Origin of the sequence: Deinococcus radiophilus, assembly GCF_020889625.1 — a bacterium.
Taxonomy (GTDB): Bacteria; Deinococcota; Deinococci; order Deinococcales; family Deinococcaceae; genus Deinococcus; species Deinococcus radiophilus.
The window spans coordinates 196,268-214,948 of record NZ_CP086381.1 but is presented as its reverse complement, the minus strand read 5'-3'; the positions used below and the strand labels follow the sequence as shown (position 1 = coordinate 214,948).

Genomic DNA, 18,681 nt, shown 5'->3' with positions numbered 1-18,681 from the left:
CATCCCCTTAAGGAGCCACCATGAACAAGAACCGCCTTGCCCTCACTTTGGCCCTGAGCCTTCTGCCGCCTGCCGCTCACGCTGCCGAGCGCGTTCCGGGTACTTGGACTTATTATTCTGTCTCCAGAGATCCGATTACCGATGTCAATACCAGCATGATTCTCATTGACGAGATAAACGATTTGACCAGTCAGACTTACCTGGGCTTCCGCTGCTCAAATGAGGATTACGCGCACACCTGGGCAATGTTATCTACCAAAAACCCGCTGTACGATCCCGAAACCCTCTGGATGCCTGAGGCGACCATTCGCATTGGTCAAAATCCCCCGGTGACTGTGCCAGCTGATGCCATTACCGCTGTAGGCAATTCCTACAGTAGCGATGAAACCACCATCGGCTTCCCTGAGGGTATCACCCGGCAAATGGCCGCAGGTCTGTTTGCGGGACAGAGCGTGGTAGTACGCCTGAGTCGTGACCCCAGTGTAGGGCGCCAAGTGCTGACGTTCACCTTTCCTGCGAATGGCTTCAAGACGGCCTGGAACGCTGTTGGCCGCTGTCAGTCGTCCGGTGCTCCAGCCTCAGCGCCTGTCAGCCAAACCCGGTCTTCAGCAGCTCCTTCGGCAGGCAACAGGACCGAAGCCCCCAAATTCACTGAGTGGTATTTCACCACCTGTACCGATACTGCCAGCGGCGCGGTACGTTCCCACCTGCGGGCTGGACAGACCCACCGCTGCCAATTGGTGATCAATACCGTCCCCAACGGTGCAGTGCCTGTAGCCGCCACCTTCACCTATGAGCTGGAATACGTCGAGGCTGGCCGGAGCGGCAAACTGACCCTGGACACTCGTGACCGCTGGCAGGCCGGAGGCAGCGGCCCCATCCTGTTCCGCACCGAAGGTGGCCGTCTGATTTTCAATCTGCCGCTGAATGTCCGTGCCCGCGCGGAGCGCCGCTACACGTCTATCAATGTGACCGGCGAAGTGGTATTCAGCAACGGCAGCAGTAAACGCGTGTACGAAAAGCTGCCCGTGGCGCTGTGAATGGCGCAGCGTAGGGCGCGCAGCCGCGTCCTACTGTTCCGCCCCAAGCTGCACGTCAGTGACGTACAGCGTGCGGCGATTCTTTACGTCAACCGGGTCGGCGTAAGCGTTGGAGAAAATCAGCGATACGGCCCCCGCAGCTGGAATGGCGATCTGAACACTTTGCGGTTCGCTGCCCGACACCTCGCCCGCCTCGATCAGCTGCCCGTCCAGGTAGACTTCCCAGCGGCTGGGCGTATTCTGCACGTCCTTACGGTAAGCGGCAAAACTGAGCGTGCCTGGTCCACAAGCCTGTACCCCTAGGCCACCCATCCGCCCGAAGCCCCACAGCTCTGGTCCACCCTTCACGGGAGCACGCTGGCTGAGCAGTGGGGCAATCACACTGCATTCAGCCGTGGGGTCTGTCTGCACGGTGACGTTCTGGCTCTGTCCACTGCGCTCTGGCAAGGCTCGGGTCAGGGCGGTGGCGGGTAGAGCAGCCAGGGCAATCAGCAGCAGCGGCCACAACGCGGAGATGTGGGTCCGGAAATCACTCATCTGCGACACGGCTCACCTTCCATTCCTTGAGCACCAGCGCCGACGCCAGGCGGGACTGATCCGCTACGGTGAGGCGCAGGGCAACATTCTGAGCGTCTGGGCCTTCTTCACGAATACGGGCATACACCCACTCGCTGAGCCGCCCCTTCTCAAACCGCGCCCCGCCGATGCGGGTACAGATATTCAGATCACTGCACTGCTCTACCGATAGGTAGCCATCGCCCGCCAGGTCTTGTGCCCACGAGAGGTCGGCGTACAGCCCGTACACCTCGCCGGACTGGTACTGGGCGGGCGTGAGCAACCGGCGCAGTTCGACCTGCACCGGCGCGGTGGGCGCGGCCAGCAGCCAGGGAACTGCCGCCGTGCCCACGCCTACCGCGCCGCCCAGGGCTGCCAGTTGCAGCGCCGGAGCGGAGCCAGCCGGCAGCGCGGCGGCCTCTTGGCTGGCCTCCTCAGGTCGGGCCAGCCAAGCCGCCCACGAAGCCCCACCCAAGACAAGAAACAGTTCAGCGTATCCCGGCGAGGGAAGCAGAATGGCGTTATCTACCGTGTTGACGACCAGCAGACTGCCAGTCAGGGCCCGCGCCAGTGGCCAGCGAGACTTCCAGGCCCCCAGCAGCACGGCCCCATACAGCAAAAACCAGCCTGCTGCACCCACCAGACCCGTTTCAGCCAACGCCTGCAAAGTTCCGTTGTGCGCGATGATCCAGGGCTGGCTTAGCCCTTCCACCCAGGCTGGGCAAGAGGGGACCACCGCTTCAATGGTTCGCAGAGTGGCGCAGGGATCGCCAAAGGGCGCAGCGCTGGCTCCATATTGATATGGTCCAGTGCCACCCAGCGGCGAGGCCGAAAAAATACGTGAGGCGTCGGTCCAGACCTGCTCACGGCCACTCAGCGAGTTACCGAAAAGAGTCAGGACCTGTGCACGGGTGGAAGGTACGGCCAGGGCCAAAGCCGCAAGCACCAACATTCCCCAACGTAAGCCCTGGCCCCAACGGCCCCGCAACGAGAGCAGGAGGCCCACACCCAGGGCCAACCAGGCCGCTTTGCCCAGCCCCAGCACCAGCACTCCTGCACCTAACAATCCAAGGAGGACGCGGCTTATTACGGACCAGTGCCGTAATCCCAACAAGGCCAGCAAGACCAGGACCATGCCGACAATGCTCATCCCGTTGGAAGTGATGAATAGGAACTCCAACCCGCGTGGCAAAACAGTATCTGGTCCCGCTGTCATCCGCAGCCAAGCGGCCATGGCCAGGGCCAACACACTCACCAGTGCCAGTGCACCTGTCACCCAACCCAGGTTCAAGCGCCGCCCATAACTGTAGCCATAGGTCATCCAACCCACCACTAAAGCCGAGCGTAGCAGCGCCAGCCCCAGCGAGAGTAACGGCTGTGCCGTCAGCAAAGCCGCCACCACCTGGGTCAGCACAAAAATACCCAAGGCTGCCTGAAGCAGCGTCGGCAATTCGCGGACCCGGCCCAGCCAGCCCAGCACCCCAGCTCCTAGCGGCGGAAACAGTTGTGCTGCCGCCAGCAGTCGCCCTCCACCAAGCGCGGAGGGCTGACGGGGCACGCCAGGTTTAGGAACGGGTGTAGGAGCGGCCATAGGAATATGAGTAGCCATAGCCACTGCCCGCACTGATCTTGTTGAGCACCACACCCAGCAGGTGCACGCGGGTGGACCGCAGTCCCTGAACCACGCGCTCAACTTCCTGCACGGAGGTACCGCCCGCTTCGACCACCAGTACCAGACCATCCGTCACTTCGCCCACCACCATTGCATCCGCCACTGAGAGGGCTGGGGCTGTGTCGTAGATCACGACGTCAAAGCCTTCCTTCCAGCGCTCCAGCAGGTCCACAAATCCGCGGGTGGCAATGACCCCGGCCTCTCGGCGGGAAACCTGCGCTGCAGGCAACACAAAGACACCATTACCCAGATCAGCCGCGCTGGCTGTTTCAGGATGAGCAGCAGCTTGCAATACCGTGGTCGGCTGTCCATATTCAGCCCCCGCCAACGGAACCCAGGGTCGCCCACTGAGGTTCCAGAACTCTTGCTGGGTAGGGCGGTGGACATCCACATCGATCAGGAGCACACGCTGCCCAGTAGCGGCAAAGCTGGCTGCGGTAGACGCTGCCACTGTGCTTTTGCCTTCGCCAGGGCGAGCACTGGTGATGACGAAACTGGCAGGGCTCCCATCACGCCGCTCAGCCAATCGCTCCAAATTGATCCGGATAAAGCTGGCAGGTTCATACAGATTACCTGTCTGCACTTCGCTGACCACTGCGGCACGCTGGGCCTTACGCAAACGTGGCAGCTCGCCAATGACGGGCGCGCCCACACTGATGAGATCCCCAGTGCCACGCACGCGTCGGCGCAGCAGATCCAAAAGCACCGCCAGCGCCGCTGCTCCCAGCAAAGTCAGCAGACCAGCCAAGACGGTGTTACGCAATGGTCTTGGCGTAATGGGACTGGGAGAGGTATTGGCATCAGCCAGCCGGGACAGGCTGGGTGTCACCGATTCTTCCAGCACCTCAACCTGCGCCAGATTCAGTCGGGCCTCGCCACGGGCGGTCACCAGTGCTTCTTCATCCACACTTCCCGGTTCAGCATTTTCAATCTGACTGCTTAAGTTGGTGATTTGCCGCTCCCAGGTCTGCCGCGCCCGGCTGATGCCGCCGCGCACCCTTTCGGTGTCCCACTCCAACAATGCTTTGATGGCCGAATCGGCCAGTACCCGTGAGCCTTCAGGATCACCTGTGACGGCCTGCACCTCATAGATGCCACGCTGCTGGGCGTCCACACGTGCCCGCACACCCAAGCTGGCAAACGAGTTGCTGGCCAATTCATCTCGCAACTGAGACGTAATCGCTTCCTTTTGTTCTAGTGGTAGGCCACTGTCACGCACCAGCTCCATCACTCGGTCTAGGAAGGTCTGGCTGTTGAGCAACTCCGCCACGGCTCCCTGAGGCAGCTGCGGCGGCGACACGACCACCGAGTTGATCGCGGCGTTACTTTCGCCGGCTCCGGCCGTGGCCATCACCGTGCCACTGGCCTCATACTGCCTGGGCTGAGCATTGGACCAGGCATAAACCAAGCCACTGACCAAAAGCGTAGCCGCCAATACCCACGGCCAGGTGCGCCGCAGCACCCGCAACAGCTGATTCAGATCAAACTCATTGTTGGGCCTTTCACTCACCGTCACAGCGGTTGCCTCTCGTCCATTCCATCAACATGCACGCTCCCATATTACTCAGTTCCCACAGTCACACTTCATCAAAGTAAACATCTCAGGAATTCCTTCGGCTCAGCACCCAGAGCGCATTTCCCAATCGGCGCGCCAGTCTGCGCATGTCGTGATGCTCCTCGACGTAGGCCCGCCCGCGCTCGCCCATGGCCCGTCGCTCGGATTCGGGCAAGCGCGAGAGCCTCAGTAGGGCGTCCGCCAATGCCTGTGGGTCTTCGGGTGGAATGGTGATTCCGGCCTGGGCTTGATCCACCGCGTTGTATGAAGTATTGATCGCAAAAATTACTGGGCGCTCAGACGCCAGATAGTCAAACAATTTGTTGGGGCTGACACCATGCTCGAATACGGGCGAATTCAGCAGCGGCATGATGCAGGCATGTGCGCCCGCCAGCACCTTTCCCATCTCCGCTTTGGGGACCGGATCGCTGAATATCACATTCTTTATCCCCTTACTGGCGGCCAGTTCCTTCAAACGGGGCTTGTCCGGCCCATCCCCGACCAGTTGGATCTCCAGATCATGTCCGCCCCGCTGAAGAATCTCCGCCGCTTCTATGAGGGTGTCCAAGCTGTTTGCCAAGCCGTGCGCTCCAGCGTACACAGCACGAAACTTGCCCGCTGGAAAAGCCTGAGCTGCCCCGAACAGCGCTGTATCCACCCCATTGGGAATCCAGATCAGCGGCACTTTTCGCCCAGCAACAGCTTGAATATGTTCGCCTGCCCCTTGCAGCAGCGACATCACCGCATCACTCCGACGATACAGAAACTTTTCAAGCGCCGCGAACACCATGATCAGGGGATGCTTTTCAGACATGCCGCCCAGATCTGTCAGCGTCTTAGGCCAGATATCACGCACTTCCATGACAAAGGGAACGCGGAACCGCCGCGCCAGCAGATACCCAGCAAAGGCCCCGAACAAGTGCGGGCTGGAGCCGATCACCACGTCGGGTCTGGGCAGGTCACCCAATGGCTGCGACAACACCTGACGCAAAAAGGCCAGCATGTTCAGGCCCCGTCCCACGCCGTTGCCACTATAGGCAGGCGTCTTGAGCCAAACGAAGCGCACCTCGCCTTCGGTCACCACTTTGCGCGTTTCATCTGCTGCAAGGCGGCGATCTTGGCGGGTGGTGTAATCCACGCTGCTGGCAAAAATAGTGGTGTCAATGTCCTGCGCCTGCATGTGACGGGCCAGCGTATAGTGCCGCGTCCCCCCTGCCTGATCTGGGGCCAGGGCGTAGTGGTTCACCATCCAGACCTGGAGGGTCATGTCGGCCCCTGCATCAAAATGTCCAGGATGCGGCCTGCGGCCTGACCGTCGCCGTAGAGCTGGCCCTCTTCACCCCGGCGGCCACGGGCGGCCAACACCTCATCACGCACCGTCTGCGCCGAAGTGGGCGTAACCAGCCTATTCCAGCCGGACTCAACCAGCTCGGTCCACTCGGTTTCGTCGCGCATGGTGACGCAGGGCACGCCATAGAAATAGGCTTCTTTTTGCACGCCGCCCGAATCGGTGGCGATCACCGCCGCCGCTTGCTCCAGGCGCACCATGTCCAGGTAGCCCACCGGGTTAGTCACCTGAATGCCGCCAAAGTCCAGTCCCTGCTCAGCGGCTAGCTTGCGCGTGCGCGGGTGCAGCGGCAAGATCACGGGCAATTCCTGGGCCACCAGCGCCAGACCGCCCACAATGGCCGCCAGTCGCTCTGGCACGTCAGTGTTCTCGGCGCGGTGGATGGTACTCAGAACGTACCCCCCCGGCTGCACGCCGAGGCGTTCCAGCACCGTGCTGTGAGCTTTGGCCCGCTCTGCCATCGTGAGGGCCACGTCATACATCACGTCGCCCACGACATGCACCTGTGGGCCAGCTAGGCCCTCTGCCGAGAGGTGCTGAACCGCCGTCTGCGTCGGCACAAACAGCGCCGCACTGACATGATCGGTCAGGATACGGTTGACTTCTTCGGGCATCCGCTTGTTGAAAGACCGTAGGCCCGCTTCGACGTGGGCCACGGGAATATGCAGCTTGGCGGCAGCCACCGCTCCGGCCAGGGTGCTGTTGGTGTCGCCGTAGACCAGCAACCAGTCAGGCTTTTCCTGCAGCAGCACTTTTTCGATTTCGGCCAGCATTTGCCCGGTCTGTGCGCCGTGTGGCCCCGACCCGATCCCCAGATGGTACGCCGGAGCCGGAATGCCCAGCTCGTCAAAAAACACGTCGCTCATGTTGGGGTCGTAGTGCTGGCCAGTGTGCAGCAAGAGTTCCTGCACGCCTGCACGCTCCTTCGCGGCATGAGCCAAAGCCGCTGCTTTGATGAATTGAGGACGTGCACCGATGACAGTTAGGATTTTCATAGCGTTTCCAGCCTACGGTACATGTCCAGGAGCTTGGTAAATTCGGCGTCCCAGTTGAACTCTGTTTCGACGGCATGCCGCCCTTTCATACCCATCGCCCGCGCCTCTGCGGGGTGATCCACCATCCAGGCCATGGCCTGTGCAATCTCCTGCGGCCGCTCAGGATCAACCAATACGCCACTGCCCTTTATCTCGATCAGTTCTTTCCAAAGGTCAAAGTTAGACGCGATCAGTGGTAGGCCCAGTGACATGTACTCAAATAACTTGTTCGGTTGCGAAGACGTATGATTCGGGACAGGCAAGAATGTCACCACACCCGCGTCGGCTCCGGCCAACAGCGCAGCCAATTTTTTCCGGTCTACCCAGGGGTGATAGTCCACATAGGACCAGCCCGCGCTCTCCCGACACTTTTCCTCAAAGGCTGACGATTCGAACTTGCCGATCAGCAACAAACGGGCATCCTTGCCCAGCTGTTCATTCAGCTGACCGATGGCTTCGGTGATCTCAAAAATGCCGCGTACGCTGGTCAACCCCCCAGCGTGTACGAAGGTGCGGATGGGCGCTTCAGGGTTGGTCTGTTTTGGCTCTCCAAGTTCGCCCAGAATCGGGAAGTTCTGAACTTTGACAACCTTATGCGCGGGAAATGCTTCCGCAATGCTGTCTGTGACCGGCACAATCTGATCGAAGGCGAGTCCGGCAACCGCCTCAAACCCTTTGGCCGCCACTGAGGTCGCTCCCCGCAGACGTGCAGGAATCCAAGGCTTGTGCAGCACCTGACGCGGCAAATCCTCGTGGACATCCCAGACCACCTTGACGCCCCTGGCACGCAGGTATAGGCCCAAAAACAGCAGTTCCGGGTCATGTAGATGCACCACGTCCGGCCCGAACTGTTCCACCAAGCGCAGGGCTTCACGCTGAAGCAGCAAACGCTCTGCTCGGCTGTGGGCCGGAGTCAGCGGCAGATAGGTGATGTCCCCGTAGACACGCTCGCTGCGGCGCGGGGCGATTAGGGCGGTATCGTAGTGCTGGGCCAAAGACGCCGCTTCTTTGACATAGATGCGGACATCATCGTCGGCGTGGGCGGTCGTTAGGTGCAAAATCTTCATAGGCGTCTCTTTCATCAAAGGCTCTGGTTTCTGTCGCGCTCGCTGGCCGCATACAAATAGGTCAGCAGCACGCTGAACAGCAGACCGTGAGTCAGCAGCGACGTAAACAGGGCACTATTGGTCAGGGCAAACGCAGGCAGCGCCAGCCCGGTGACCACAACCACCGGAGTGGTTAGACGGCGCGAGTAGCCATCTACAAAGGCCAGCAGACCGCCTAAAAGCACCGAAAAGGCCAGGACGCCCCACTCACGAAAGTTGGAATAGGCGTCTGCGAAGAGGTTGGCATTGGCACTCATGCTGGGCGCATTAAAATATTCTCGCCCAATCAAAAATGCTGGGCGCAGGTCATAAGGATAGGGAAAAATGCTGCTTAGAAAGCTATGGCCCAGCTGCGCAGGCGGGTTGACCGAGAAAAAGTCCAGGTAGTACACGGTCAGTAGCCCTGGGGTCAGGATCAGGCGGCGCACAAATAGGCTAGACGCCAGGATATCTCTGCTCCAGAGATCGTACACATAGACCGCTCCCACAAATAGGGTCAGCAGCAGCACGAAGTTCTGGCCCATTTTGCGCGGGTTCAGCCAGTACAGCACGGCCACACCAATCAGCAGCAGCAGCGAGAACAGCGTACTTTTCTGCCCCGTGGTCCCAAAGATGTACAGCAGCGAAAAGGCCCCTAGCAGGGTAAAAGGGAAAAAGCGCTTGATCAGCCCGTAGCCCACCATAAAGGCGCTGACGATGCCTAAATACGGCACGGCATAGGCGAAGGCACGGCCCGCTTCGCCCACCTCATCTTTGTACTCGCTGCGGATATCGTACACATCGAACAGGCCCACCAGGTTCAGCCCGAAACCAAACTGGCTGGCCACCCCCAGAAACAGCGATGCGAACAGCAGTGCTAGCACGGCACGGAACACCCCGGCGCTCACAGGACGGTCGAACCCGACCGCCATGGGCCGGGCCGACACGGCGGTCATGGCTGCCAGACCCATCAAAAGCACCATACGGTTGAGCAAGACATGATGCAGAGTCAGATCCAGCGCCGTGAACATGTACTGGGCTGGAACATACACCAGCAAGTAGAGCAATAGGATGATGAAATTGGAAGGCCGCGCGCCATCAAGCCGCAAGAACAAGAGCGGCAATACGGCGAAAAGAGCGGTCACAGCCCACTGCCCCAGACTGATAGACGGATTCAGGGTATAGCCCATATAGGCAAACGCAGGCGAAATCTGCACGCTATAGATCAGGTGAAAGAGCGCCATGTACAGCAGCGTCAGCAAGGCCGTCAGAGCGCGGGAAGACGCTGCCACCCCCGATGGAGCAGAAGCCCTGGCCCCAGGTAAAACTGACGATTGGAGTTGACGGGCGGGAATCATGGGACTTCCTCCTGTGCGAGCGGTTCGTGTGGGGAGGGCGTGGGGCGGCCAGGGCGGTTCAGGCTGGCATAAGCAGCGACGATCAGGGCAGCGTAGCAAGCTGCACTCACACCAGCGTACAGCCACACCGTCTGCGCGAGGTCTAGCCCGCGCTGCCAGGCCACCACAAAGGCCAGCACCACGGCCAGCAGCCGCCCCGTGTCCCAGGCCAGCTGCCAGCGGTTATGCCCGGTGGCATTGAGCGTCTGCGATACCGCCGAGGCTGGAACCTGAATGACAGCCAATAACAATAAAGCATTCAGTACAGGCAAGGCCGCCAACCACTGTTCACCAAAGAGCCAGGGCACCAGCCAGGGCGCGGTCAGGAGGACCAGGCCAGCGCCCAACCCCGCTGCCAAAAGTGCGGCCAGCAAATAGCGGGTCAACACCGGTTGCAGCGCCCCTCCTCTGGCCTGAACATGGCCCACTTCCCCTAGATAGACCTGACTTAAGGTGCGCGCAATGAGCCCCACGGGGACAGCCACCAAACGGTTGGCAAAGACATAGAGGCCTGCCAACGCAGGCGCGAAGGCCAGGCCTAGCAACAGGATCGGAGCCTGTGATCCTAAAGCGTTGATCCCAGCGGCAGGCATGGAATAAAGCGGGAACTCTCGGTACACGCCCAATAGCCTTGCGGATGATGTGAATGTGGTACCTTCAGCCGCTTGACGGTAACCTCTCAGCAGTTGCCCCAGTCCGGCCAAGCGCCCGCCAGCGTCGCCCGCAGTAAAAGCCAGCGAGGATGGACTGAGCAGGCCCAGTATCACCTGCCCAGCAGCCAGACCCATCCCCTGAGTGGTCTTGGCACGGGCAATCTGCCCGAACTCGTCACGGCGAATGCTCAGGGCGGTCAGCGCCTGAAAAGCCCCAATCAACCAGACCGACACCCCCACCACCACAGCCAGCCCCCAAGGATTGGCAGACGAAGTAAACCAGCCCAAGTGCAAAGCCAGCGCTGTAAAGAATGCAGCGATCAGGGCCACTCCCACACTTGACCGAATGGCCAGGCGGGTCAGCCCCACCGCGTCCGTATCCGTACGCGCAATCGGCACAGCCGCTTCTAGCCTCAGCGTGGCAAGGACAGAAAAAATACCTGAAATCGCCATATACAGCCCAAAATCACTGAAGGCCGCAGGCGAATACAGCCGCGTCAGCAAAGGCGTGACCGCAAACACAGCCAGTTGACCGGCGAGTGTGCCGCCCATCAGGGTTCCCACTCGCCGCACCATCGGGCTGGTCATGGCCCGCTGCAGGGTCATGCGCCGAAAAATTCTCTCACGGCGCGGATCACTTCGGCTTGGTCAGCCTCGCTCAGCTTGTGGCCCATCGGCAGGCTGAGGGCTTGCTGCGCCGCCTGCTCACTGTGCGGGTAGTTTGGATACTGCCCCTTGTAGATGGGCAACTGGTCCTGCGGAATCGGATAATAGATCATGGTCCCGATACCCTGCTCGGCCAGCGCCGCTTGCAGTTCGTCGCGGCGACCATCCAGCACGCGCAGGGTGTACTGGTGAAAGGAATGGCCCTCCACCGCTTCGGGCGTCACTAAGCCGCTCATGTCGGCAAAGGCGGCGTTGTAGCGCTCGGCCACGGCGCGGCGGTGAGCATTGGCACGGTCCATATGCGGCAGTTTGACGCGCAGGATAGCAGCCTGCATGGTATCTAGGCGGCTGTTGTAACCCACCGTCTCATTGTGGTACTTCTTGCGGCTGCCGTGCACACGCAGCATCCGGGCGGTGTCGGCCAGGGCGTCGTCGTCCGTGGCGATCAGGCCGCCGTCGCCGTACGCGCCCAGGTTCTTGCTGGGAAAGAACGAGTAAGCCCCCATATGTCCCACGGTTCCGGTCTGCTGCCCCTGCCAGCGTGCGCCAAAGCTCTGGGCGCAGTCCTCCACGACTTTCAGGCCGTGTTGCTCGGCCAGCGCCATCACCCGCCCCATGTCTACGGGTCGGCCATACAGGTGAACCGGCATGATCGCCTTGGTGCGCCCCGTGATAGCGGCTTCAATGCCTCCAACATCCATATTCAGCGTGTTCAGGTCAATATCGACAAAGACAGGTTTGGCGCCCACCATGCTGATGCTCTCGGCGGTGGCAAAGAAGGTGAAGGGCGTGGTGATGACCTCATCACCGGGGCCGATATCCAGCGCCCGCAGCGCGATGACCAGTGCGTCGGTGCCACTGTTCACCCCAATGGCGTGCTTGACGCCCAGGTACTCGGCCACTTCCTTCTCAAAGGCCCCCACGTCCTCACCCATGATGAAATCGGTACGGTCCAGCACCCGTTCAATGGCGGCCAGCAACTCGGGGCGTAGCTCGTCAATCTCCGGTTTCAGATCAAGAATGGGAATACGGATTTCGCTCATGACAACCTCTTTATCTCTGTTTCGCTGATGCGCTGATAGGTGTGTCCGGTGCTGTCAGTCACCGTGTCGCCACTGCTGAAGTCCAACACGTCGCCGCTGGCACTCATGTAGCCGATGGCTTTGGCCGGAACCCCTGCCACGATGGTATAGGCCGGGACATCACGGGTGACCACGGCCCCTGCCGCCACAAACGCGCCCTCGTGCAGCGTAATGCCGGTAACCACCGTGGCATTCGCCCCGATGCTGGCTCCGCGTTTGACGATGGTGGGAGTGTAGTCGTCACTGGTGTTGCGTGGGAACTCACTGCGGGGCGTCTTGACGTTGGTAAACACCATGCTGGGACCGCAGAAGACGTAGTCTTCCAGAATCACGCCCTCGTAGACGCTGACATTGTTCTGAATCTTGACGCCGTGACCGATTTGCACGCCTGGCGCGACAAACACGTTTTGTCCAATTGAGCAGCGTTCACCGATACTGGCACCTTTGGATACATGGCTAAAGTGCCAGATTTTGGTTCCCGCGCCAACTTGCGCACCCTCATCCAGATAGCTGCTTTCGTGAACGAAATATTCTGATTGACCCGCTTTATCGCCCTGTTTAGCGCTCATTGACGCTGACCAATCAAAGGATGAGCAGTTTCGTTGCTGGGCTGGGTCAGGTCTAGGTTACGAATCTGACTGACGATTTCAATGGCGGGTCGGGTATCGTCCAGCGAGAAGCCCTGCCCAGCAACCGTGCGCTTGTAGACCTCGGTATGCAGGTCGGTAAAGCCGCCGCTGAACTCGATCTCTTCCCCGCCCACGGTGATGGAACGGTAAGTCCGCTGCCCCTGCGCCGCCAGTTCGGCAGGCACATAGTCAGTGTCGATGGACAGCATCCATTTGACCCGGGCGCGCTCCAGCTCCAGGTAGCCGCTGACCAGGGTTTCGCTGCGCTCATGGACTTCTAGGCGCTGCATATCTCCGAAGAACCACACCAGCATGTCGAAGAAGTGCACGCCAATGTTGGTTGCCAGGCCGCCGCTTTGTTCCAGGCGGTTTTTCCACGAGCGCATGTACCAGTTGCCCCGGCCCGTCACATACGACAGTTCCACATCTTTCTTGAGGCCAGGGTCGGCAGCAAACTCGGCGTCCAGTCGCTCCTTGAGGGCCACCAACGCCGGGTGAACCCGCAGCTGCAAAATTGTCCAGACGCGCTGCCCAGTCTCCTGCTCCAACTCCTTAAGGGCGTCAATGTCTTCGGGATGTAAAACGATGGGCTTTTCGCACAGCGCGTCAGCGCCAGAGCGCAGGGCCATACGGATATGCGGATCGTGCAGGTAGTTAGGCGAGCAGATGCTCAGGTAATCAATCCCCTGGCCGTCACGCCGCAACTGGTGCAGATATTTCTCGAATTCTTCTGCCTGAGTGAAGAATTCCGTGTCGGGCGAATAGCTGTCCAGAATGCCCACCGAGTCGAAAGGGTCCAGGGCGGCGATCAACTGGCCCCCACTGTCCCCAATGGCTTTCATGTGGCGGGGAGCGATGTAGCCACTGGCGCCAGTCAATGCAAATCGTGCAGAACGGTTTTCAGGCTTACTCATTTGCCCGTAGTGTATCCCGAAGAATGTGACAACGTGCTAAGCCTGGCCCTCACATGTCCATCATTCAGCGGTTCAAATCAGCCCCAGCGCACTTCAGAAACCACTTCGCCACCATTGCGGGCCAACTGATACAGGAACAGTGGGTGATACAACGCCGCTGGGTGATCTGGTGCATCCCAGGTTTGGGCACAACTCGCCGGAAACAGAATTCGCTGGCTCAAGCCATGATGAAGCGAGCGGGTGACCAAGTGTAGACCCAGGCTGTAGAGACACAAATCGGTCACATCGCCAATGACCACCAGGGTGTCGGGAGCAGTGGTTTGCAACCAGGCCTCAAAATCTGGAGTGTGGTGACTGGCAATGGAGTTCTTGGTGAAGTGTTTGAAGTGGTCAAACTGAGGCAACTCACGGATTTCCTGCACCCACTCCGCTTCAGAAGTGCCAGCCACGCAGTGTGGTGGGTAGGCCTGGAACTCCTCAGCGTCAGCGGGATGTGCATCGGCCATCAGGGCGACCCGTTCCGGTGGCAAGCCTGCTGCCACGGCCTGAGCAAGAAGCTCGGCACTGGGAGCAATGATGCCTCCAATCAGTGGACTCCCCAGCGGTCCTTCACGGGTGAAGCCGTTGAGGATATCCACCACGACCACGGCGCTGCGGCCAAGCTCTTCCTGGCTTAAGGTCACCGTAGGCCGCTCGGCCAACCACGTATTGACGGCGTCCAGGTGGGGCTGTACAGGCTGAGTCATGTCCTCAATTTACCCTGTGAAGCTCAGAAGGTCGGCTTAAAATCCCTGCCACCATGTCCCAAAGAGCAGCATGTTAAGCAAAGTGGTAATGATGGCTGCCACCAACAAGGTAAGAGCTGGATTGCTGCCCTGGCGAATATTCATGGAAGACTGCACGGCCAGATAGCCGTAATAGATCATGGCCAGCGAGATCGCCAGGCCGATGAACCAGCCCACCACTGGAATCCAGCCCAGTGCCGAGCTGATCAGGCTGAGTGGAACGAAGAAGAGCGCAAAAGTGTAAGCGACCTCGGAGTAAGTGCCGGTGCCCCGAAACAATTGCTTGCCCACCCAATAAACCACCCCGGTAAAAATGCCGAACTGCAGTGGAATACCTACCAAACGGTTCACGAACTGGGTCCAGGGGGAAATGTCGGCGTGCCAGGGCATCAAAGCCATCAGAGCAGCGACCAAGGCCGAGACGATACTTGCCAGTAGCACATACATCAGGGCTTCGTTGACCCCACCGCGGCGCTCAAAGAGTTCAAAGGTCTGAACGCTGGGGCGGCCCAGGACGGCGAGGCTCTGCTTCAGCTCATCTCCCATGGAGCGGCGAATGTGGTCGCTGAGAGTCATACCCTCAGCATAAACGGCAAAGCGAAGAGGCGGTATGAAGCGGGCCTGGTCGGAACTTTAGGGAGTGGATGTACTGGCCGCTAAAGAGCGTCGGCCAGGCGCTGAAACAGAGGAGGGACAGCAGGCCGCTCTGTCCCATCTACCCAACCAAAACGGCGGTCCGTGACCTGTGCACGACCAGAGACAGCCACACCCATCCCCGTTGGAAAACCTCCCCGCCAGTCTTCTACTCTCTTAAAGGGCTGCGCCTCTGGGAAATGAATTGGATCAGGTCGGCTGAGCAGCAGGCGCAGCCGCGCACTTGATGAAGCCTGTTCCAGCCAGGCGAACCGCACGGTAGACGGAAGATCGGTAGGAAACGCGTCTCTGTCCGCTGTCCACTGGAACCATTGGCCGGGCCGCAGCCGCAGTGTGACCTGCTCAGCCTGACCCAGGACGCCGAAACTTCCCACGAAAAGTCGCGTCAGATCATACCCTTGGACGTTCTTGACCGTACGTCCACCAGCCTGTACCCGCCGCCCCGCTGGGGACATGAACGTCAGGCCCAGAACATCTGCCGGGAAGAAGAAAGTCTGCCCAAAGCCACCCCGACTGACCGTCTCCCCTACTCCACCTGGCAATTCCAGGGGTGGAACAGGCGGCAGCAACCCCGCAGGCAGGGCATCATACAGCTCAGCACAGGAAGTATCCGCGCTCAGAGTCACGGTCTGGTCACCCAGATTCAGATCAAGAATGGACATGGGAGTCCTCCAAGTGGGTAGGACGCGGCGGCAGCAGCTTATCGGGGTTTAGGCGTCCGTCCGGGTCCAGAGCGTCTTTGACTGCCCAGTAAGCTTCTGCGGTCACCGGGTCCACGGCATCCGCCATGAATTCCCGCTTCATAGAACCGATGCCATGTTCACCACTCAGCACGCCGCCATGCTGCAAGGCCACCAGCGCAATGCGGTGCGCCAGTTCATGAACCTGCGCCGGGTCATCGCTCCGTGGGTCATACAGAATGTTGGGGTGTAGGTTGCCATCCCCAATGTGCCCGAACTGGACCAGTGGCAACCCATATTCCTCGCCCAATGCCCGAATTTCAGCCACCACCTGTGGCAGCCGGGAGCGCGGCACAGCGATATCTTCGTTCATCCGCAGCGGGCGAATCCGGCCCAGCGCGGGGGAAACCGAGCGGCGAGCTTGCCAGAGCGCGGCTGCCTCAGTTTCAGTTTCAGCACGGCGCACCTGACCACCAGCAGCCAGAAAAGCCGCTTCGACCAGCTGCATCTCGGCTTCGACCTGTGCAGGATCATCGCCATCGGTGTCGACCAGCATGAGTGCGGCTGCTTCTCGCGGGAGACCCAATCCCAAGTAATCTTCTACCGCGCCAATACAGGCCCCGTCCATAAATTCCATCTTGGCCGGTACTGCTCCAGCAGACACAGCGGCACTGACGGCCGCTGCACAGGCCTCTACAGACGTGAAACTGGCCTGCAGGGTCCGGGAATACTTGGCGGGAGGAACCAAGCGCACCGTTGCCTCGGTCATCAGGCCCAGGGTGCCTTCCGAGCCGATCAGTAACCCGGTCAGGTCATATGCATCGCGGCCAAGACGGTGAACCTCGCCGTCCGTATCCACCATCTCCACGCCCAGCACATAGTCACCAGTCACGCCGTACTTAAAGCACAGTGGACCACCAGCATTCTCGCCCAGATTCCCACCGATCGTACTGGTACGGAAAGAGGCCGGATCAGGTGGATACACCAAGCCATGAGGCCGGGCTGCATCCGAAATGCTCAGCGTGACCACTCCCGCCTGCGCCACCGCTTCGCGACGCTCTGGATGAATGGTCAGCCCGGTCATGCGGGTAAAACTGACGACCAAGCTGGGCTGAAGTGGCACGGCTCCACCACTCAGGCCGCTGGCTGCTCCCCGGCCTACCACGGGTATCCCGGCCGCTTTAGCGGCCCGCACGGCGGCCACCACATCCTCAACGGTTTCGGGCAGGACCACTGCCAACGGGCGCACCCCAAACTGAATGCCATCGAAGCGGTAATTGCCACGTTCAGCAGGACTCAGTAGAACTTTGCCCGGTCCCAGTTGGCGTTGCAGCGCAGCGAATGGCGAGGTCATAGTTCGCCCCGGTAAGCCAGATCCAGCACTTCAATGGTATGCATGACCCGCGCTGCCCCCCCCTGACGGCCCACATGCGTGGTGATTTGCGTGTGGCAGCCGATATTGCCTGACACGATCAGATCCGGTTGGGTAGACAGGATGCTGGTTGCCTTAAGTTCACCCAGTTGGTCCGCCAACTCAGGTTGCTCGATGTTGTAGGTCCCTGCCGATCCACAGCAGAGCTCACCTCTCGGCACTTCCAGTACCTCTACTCCACTGATCCAGCGCAGGAGTTCACGTGGCTCACGGCGGATTCCCTGAGCGTGCGCGAGGTGGCAGGCGTCATGGTAGGCGATCCGTAGCGGACGCGTAGCCGGAAGCGCTGGCCGTAGTTCTCCACGGTCCAGCAGGCCGCCCAGGAATTCCGCAATGTCTTGCACCTTGGCTGCCAGTGCCTCTGCCTGCGGCTGATCTGGTAGGCCATGCAGTACAGCTGGATACTCTTTAAGGCCTGCCCCACAACCCGCTGCATTGCTGATGATGGCGTCGTACTCCTGTGGTTCAAAAGCGGCCAGGTTGCGCCGAACTTGTCCCAGCGCCAAGGGACGATCCCCAGTGTGCAGAGCCGCTGCTCCACAACAGCCCTGCTCAGGTGGCACCGCAACTTCATAACCGTTCAGGGTCAACACGCGGATGGTGGCTTCATTGAAGTTGGGGGCCAGAACTTGCTGAGCGCATCCTGCCAGCAGTGCGATCCGGCCCCGTTTGAGCCCCTGGGCCGGATAAAAGGCACGCAGCCGGTTACGCCGTGGCACACGGTTCGGCAACAAATCCAAAGCGGGCCGCAATAGTTTGGGCATGACCGGGGCCAACGGTTTGGCAACCTGCCCCAGAGTTGCTGCCGCTTGAAACACGGCTGGGGATGGCAGCACACGCAAAATAGCGGCGCGGCGCGCTTCCAGTAGTAGCCCGCGCTGACGCTGTGGCTCACTCCATCCCCGGAAACTGGTGATCAATTCACCATAAGCCACCCCACTCGGACAGGCAGTAACGCACCCCTGACATCCCAGGCAACGGTCCAAATGTGGGGCAGCGTCATGCAAGGAGAGTTCTCCCTCTAGGACATCTTTCATAAGGACAATGCGCCCCCGTGGGCTATCCATCTCGTCCCCCAGCAAGGCATAGGTCGGGCAAGCTGGCAGGCAAAAGCCACAATGCACACAGGCATCTATGGCATGCAACATGACCTCGCCCTGTGGCCCAATTTTGAAGACATCGACGTCGTGAATCACTGTAGGGACAGTCTAGACCTTCCAGAAATGAACTATGAGGACAGGACTCCAGAGTAATCCAAATTACCATTAACATGTAATGTATTGCCGTTTTCTGCCGCTACCGATTTACTTGGCATGTTGTGATATGAATTACAAATGTAGTTTGGCCCTGCTCAGATACGTTGACTGCCGAAAAATTCCTTTCCAAACACAGAAAATCGGCTCAGCAGGAGTTTTGAAATGATCATTCCAAACATACCGAGTAAATCGGTAGTGGCCAGCCCATCACACCCGATTTACTCGGCATGTTGACCCGATTTAC

General features: G+C 59.9%; 17 protein-coding genes. 1 reads left to right on the top strand and 16 read right to left on the bottom strand.

The annotated features are described in order from the left end of the window. Positions 1-20: 20 nt before the first annotated feature. Positions 21-1,040 (top strand): hypothetical protein, encoded by a 1,020-nt coding sequence (locus LMT64_RS11895; protein WP_126351812.1) that lies wholly within the window; start codon positions 21-23, stop codon positions 1,038-1,040. A 30-nt stretch (positions 1,041-1,070) separates the two neighbouring features. On the opposite strand, the gene LMT64_RS11890 is transcribed toward LMT64_RS11895, so the two are convergent. The 16 genes from LMT64_RS11890 to glcF form a co-directional block, all read right to left on the bottom strand. Beyond that, on the bottom strand, positions 1,071-1,586 hold the full coding sequence (locus tag LMT64_RS11890) for a hypothetical protein (protein ID WP_126351813.1): 516 nt from the start codon (positions 1,584-1,586) through the stop codon (positions 1,071-1,073). Beyond that, complete coding sequence (locus tag LMT64_RS11885; RefSeq protein ID WP_170165955.1) at positions 1,570-3,204, bottom strand: O-antigen ligase family protein; 1,635 nt, start codon at positions 3,202-3,204, stop codon at positions 1,570-1,572. Before LMT64_RS11885 ends, LMT64_RS11890 begins: the two co-directional genes overlap by 17 nt. After that, positions 3,161-4,783 (bottom strand): tyrosine-protein kinase domain-containing protein, encoded by a 1,623-nt coding sequence (locus tag LMT64_RS11880; protein WP_126351815.1) that lies wholly within the window; start codon positions 4,781-4,783, stop codon positions 3,161-3,163. The genes LMT64_RS11885 and LMT64_RS11880 overlap by 44 nt, the downstream gene beginning before the upstream one ends. A gap of 85 nt (positions 4,784-4,868) precedes the next feature. Beyond that, complete coding sequence (locus LMT64_RS11875) at positions 4,869-6,089, bottom strand: glycosyltransferase family 4 protein (protein WP_126351816.1); 1,221 nt, start codon at positions 6,087-6,089, stop codon at positions 4,869-4,871. Continuing rightward, on the bottom strand, positions 6,086-7,165 hold the full coding sequence (gene wecB, locus LMT64_RS11870; protein ID WP_126351817.1) for a non-hydrolyzing UDP-N-acetylglucosamine 2-epimerase: 1,080 nt from the start codon (positions 7,163-7,165) through the stop codon (positions 6,086-6,088). The genes LMT64_RS11875 and wecB overlap by 4 nt, the downstream gene beginning before the upstream one ends. Further along, a complete protein-coding gene (locus LMT64_RS11865; protein WP_170165956.1) occupies positions 7,162-8,271 on the bottom strand; it encodes a glycosyltransferase in 1,110 nt (369 codons plus the stop codon). The genes wecB and LMT64_RS11865 overlap by 4 nt, the downstream gene beginning before the upstream one ends. A gap of 14 nt (positions 8,272-8,285) precedes the next feature. Beyond that, on the bottom strand, positions 8,286-9,647 hold the full coding sequence (locus LMT64_RS11860; RefSeq protein WP_126351819.1) for a hypothetical protein: 1,362 nt from the start codon (positions 9,645-9,647) through the stop codon (positions 8,286-8,288). Beyond that, entirely contained in the window at positions 9,644-10,945 is a 1,302-nt protein-coding gene (locus LMT64_RS11855) for a lipopolysaccharide biosynthesis protein (RefSeq protein ID WP_126351820.1), read from the bottom strand. Before LMT64_RS11855 ends, LMT64_RS11860 begins: the two co-directional genes overlap by 4 nt. Continuing rightward, positions 10,942-12,048, bottom strand: coding sequence for a DegT/DnrJ/EryC1/StrS family aminotransferase (locus LMT64_RS11850; RefSeq protein ID WP_126351821.1), 1,107 nt, complete (start codon positions 12,046-12,048; stop codon positions 10,942-10,944). The genes LMT64_RS11855 and LMT64_RS11850 overlap by 4 nt, the downstream gene beginning before the upstream one ends. Then, a complete protein-coding gene (locus LMT64_RS11845; protein ID WP_126351822.1) occupies positions 12,045-12,656 on the bottom strand; it encodes an acyltransferase in 612 nt (203 codons plus the stop codon). The genes LMT64_RS11850 and LMT64_RS11845 overlap by 4 nt, the downstream gene beginning before the upstream one ends. Beyond that, the gene (locus tag LMT64_RS11840; RefSeq protein WP_126351823.1) at positions 12,653-13,630 is read right to left on the bottom strand and encodes a Gfo/Idh/MocA family oxidoreductase; all 978 of its coding nucleotides are present in this window, start codon (positions 13,628-13,630) and stop codon (positions 12,653-12,655) included. Before LMT64_RS11840 ends, LMT64_RS11845 begins: the two co-directional genes overlap by 4 nt. Positions 13,631-13,707: 77 nt before the next feature. Continuing rightward, positions 13,708-14,376 (bottom strand): cysteine hydrolase family protein, encoded by a 669-nt coding sequence (locus LMT64_RS11835; RefSeq protein ID WP_126351824.1) that lies wholly within the window; start codon positions 14,374-14,376, stop codon positions 13,708-13,710. Positions 14,377-14,412: 36 nt separating this feature from the next. After that, positions 14,413-14,991 (bottom strand): YIP1 family protein, encoded by a 579-nt coding sequence (locus LMT64_RS11830; protein WP_126351825.1) that lies wholly within the window; start codon positions 14,989-14,991, stop codon positions 14,413-14,415. Between the two features lie 80 nt (positions 14,992-15,071). Then, positions 15,072-15,731, bottom strand: a complete 660-nt coding sequence (locus tag LMT64_RS11825) for an FAD-binding oxidoreductase (RefSeq protein ID WP_126351826.1) — start codon at positions 15,729-15,731, stop codon at positions 15,072-15,074. Then, the gene (locus LMT64_RS11820) at positions 15,718-17,103 is read right to left on the bottom strand and encodes an FAD-binding oxidoreductase (RefSeq protein ID WP_126351827.1); all 1,386 of its coding nucleotides are present in this window, start codon (positions 17,101-17,103) and stop codon (positions 15,718-15,720) included. The genes LMT64_RS11825 and LMT64_RS11820 overlap by 14 nt, the downstream gene beginning before the upstream one ends. After that, positions 17,100-18,329, bottom strand: a complete 1,230-nt coding sequence (glcF, locus tag LMT64_RS11815) for a glycolate oxidase subunit GlcF (protein ID WP_126351846.1) — start codon at positions 18,327-18,329, stop codon at positions 17,100-17,102. The genes LMT64_RS11820 and glcF overlap by 4 nt, the downstream gene beginning before the upstream one ends. Positions 18,330-18,681 lie beyond the last annotated feature (352 nt).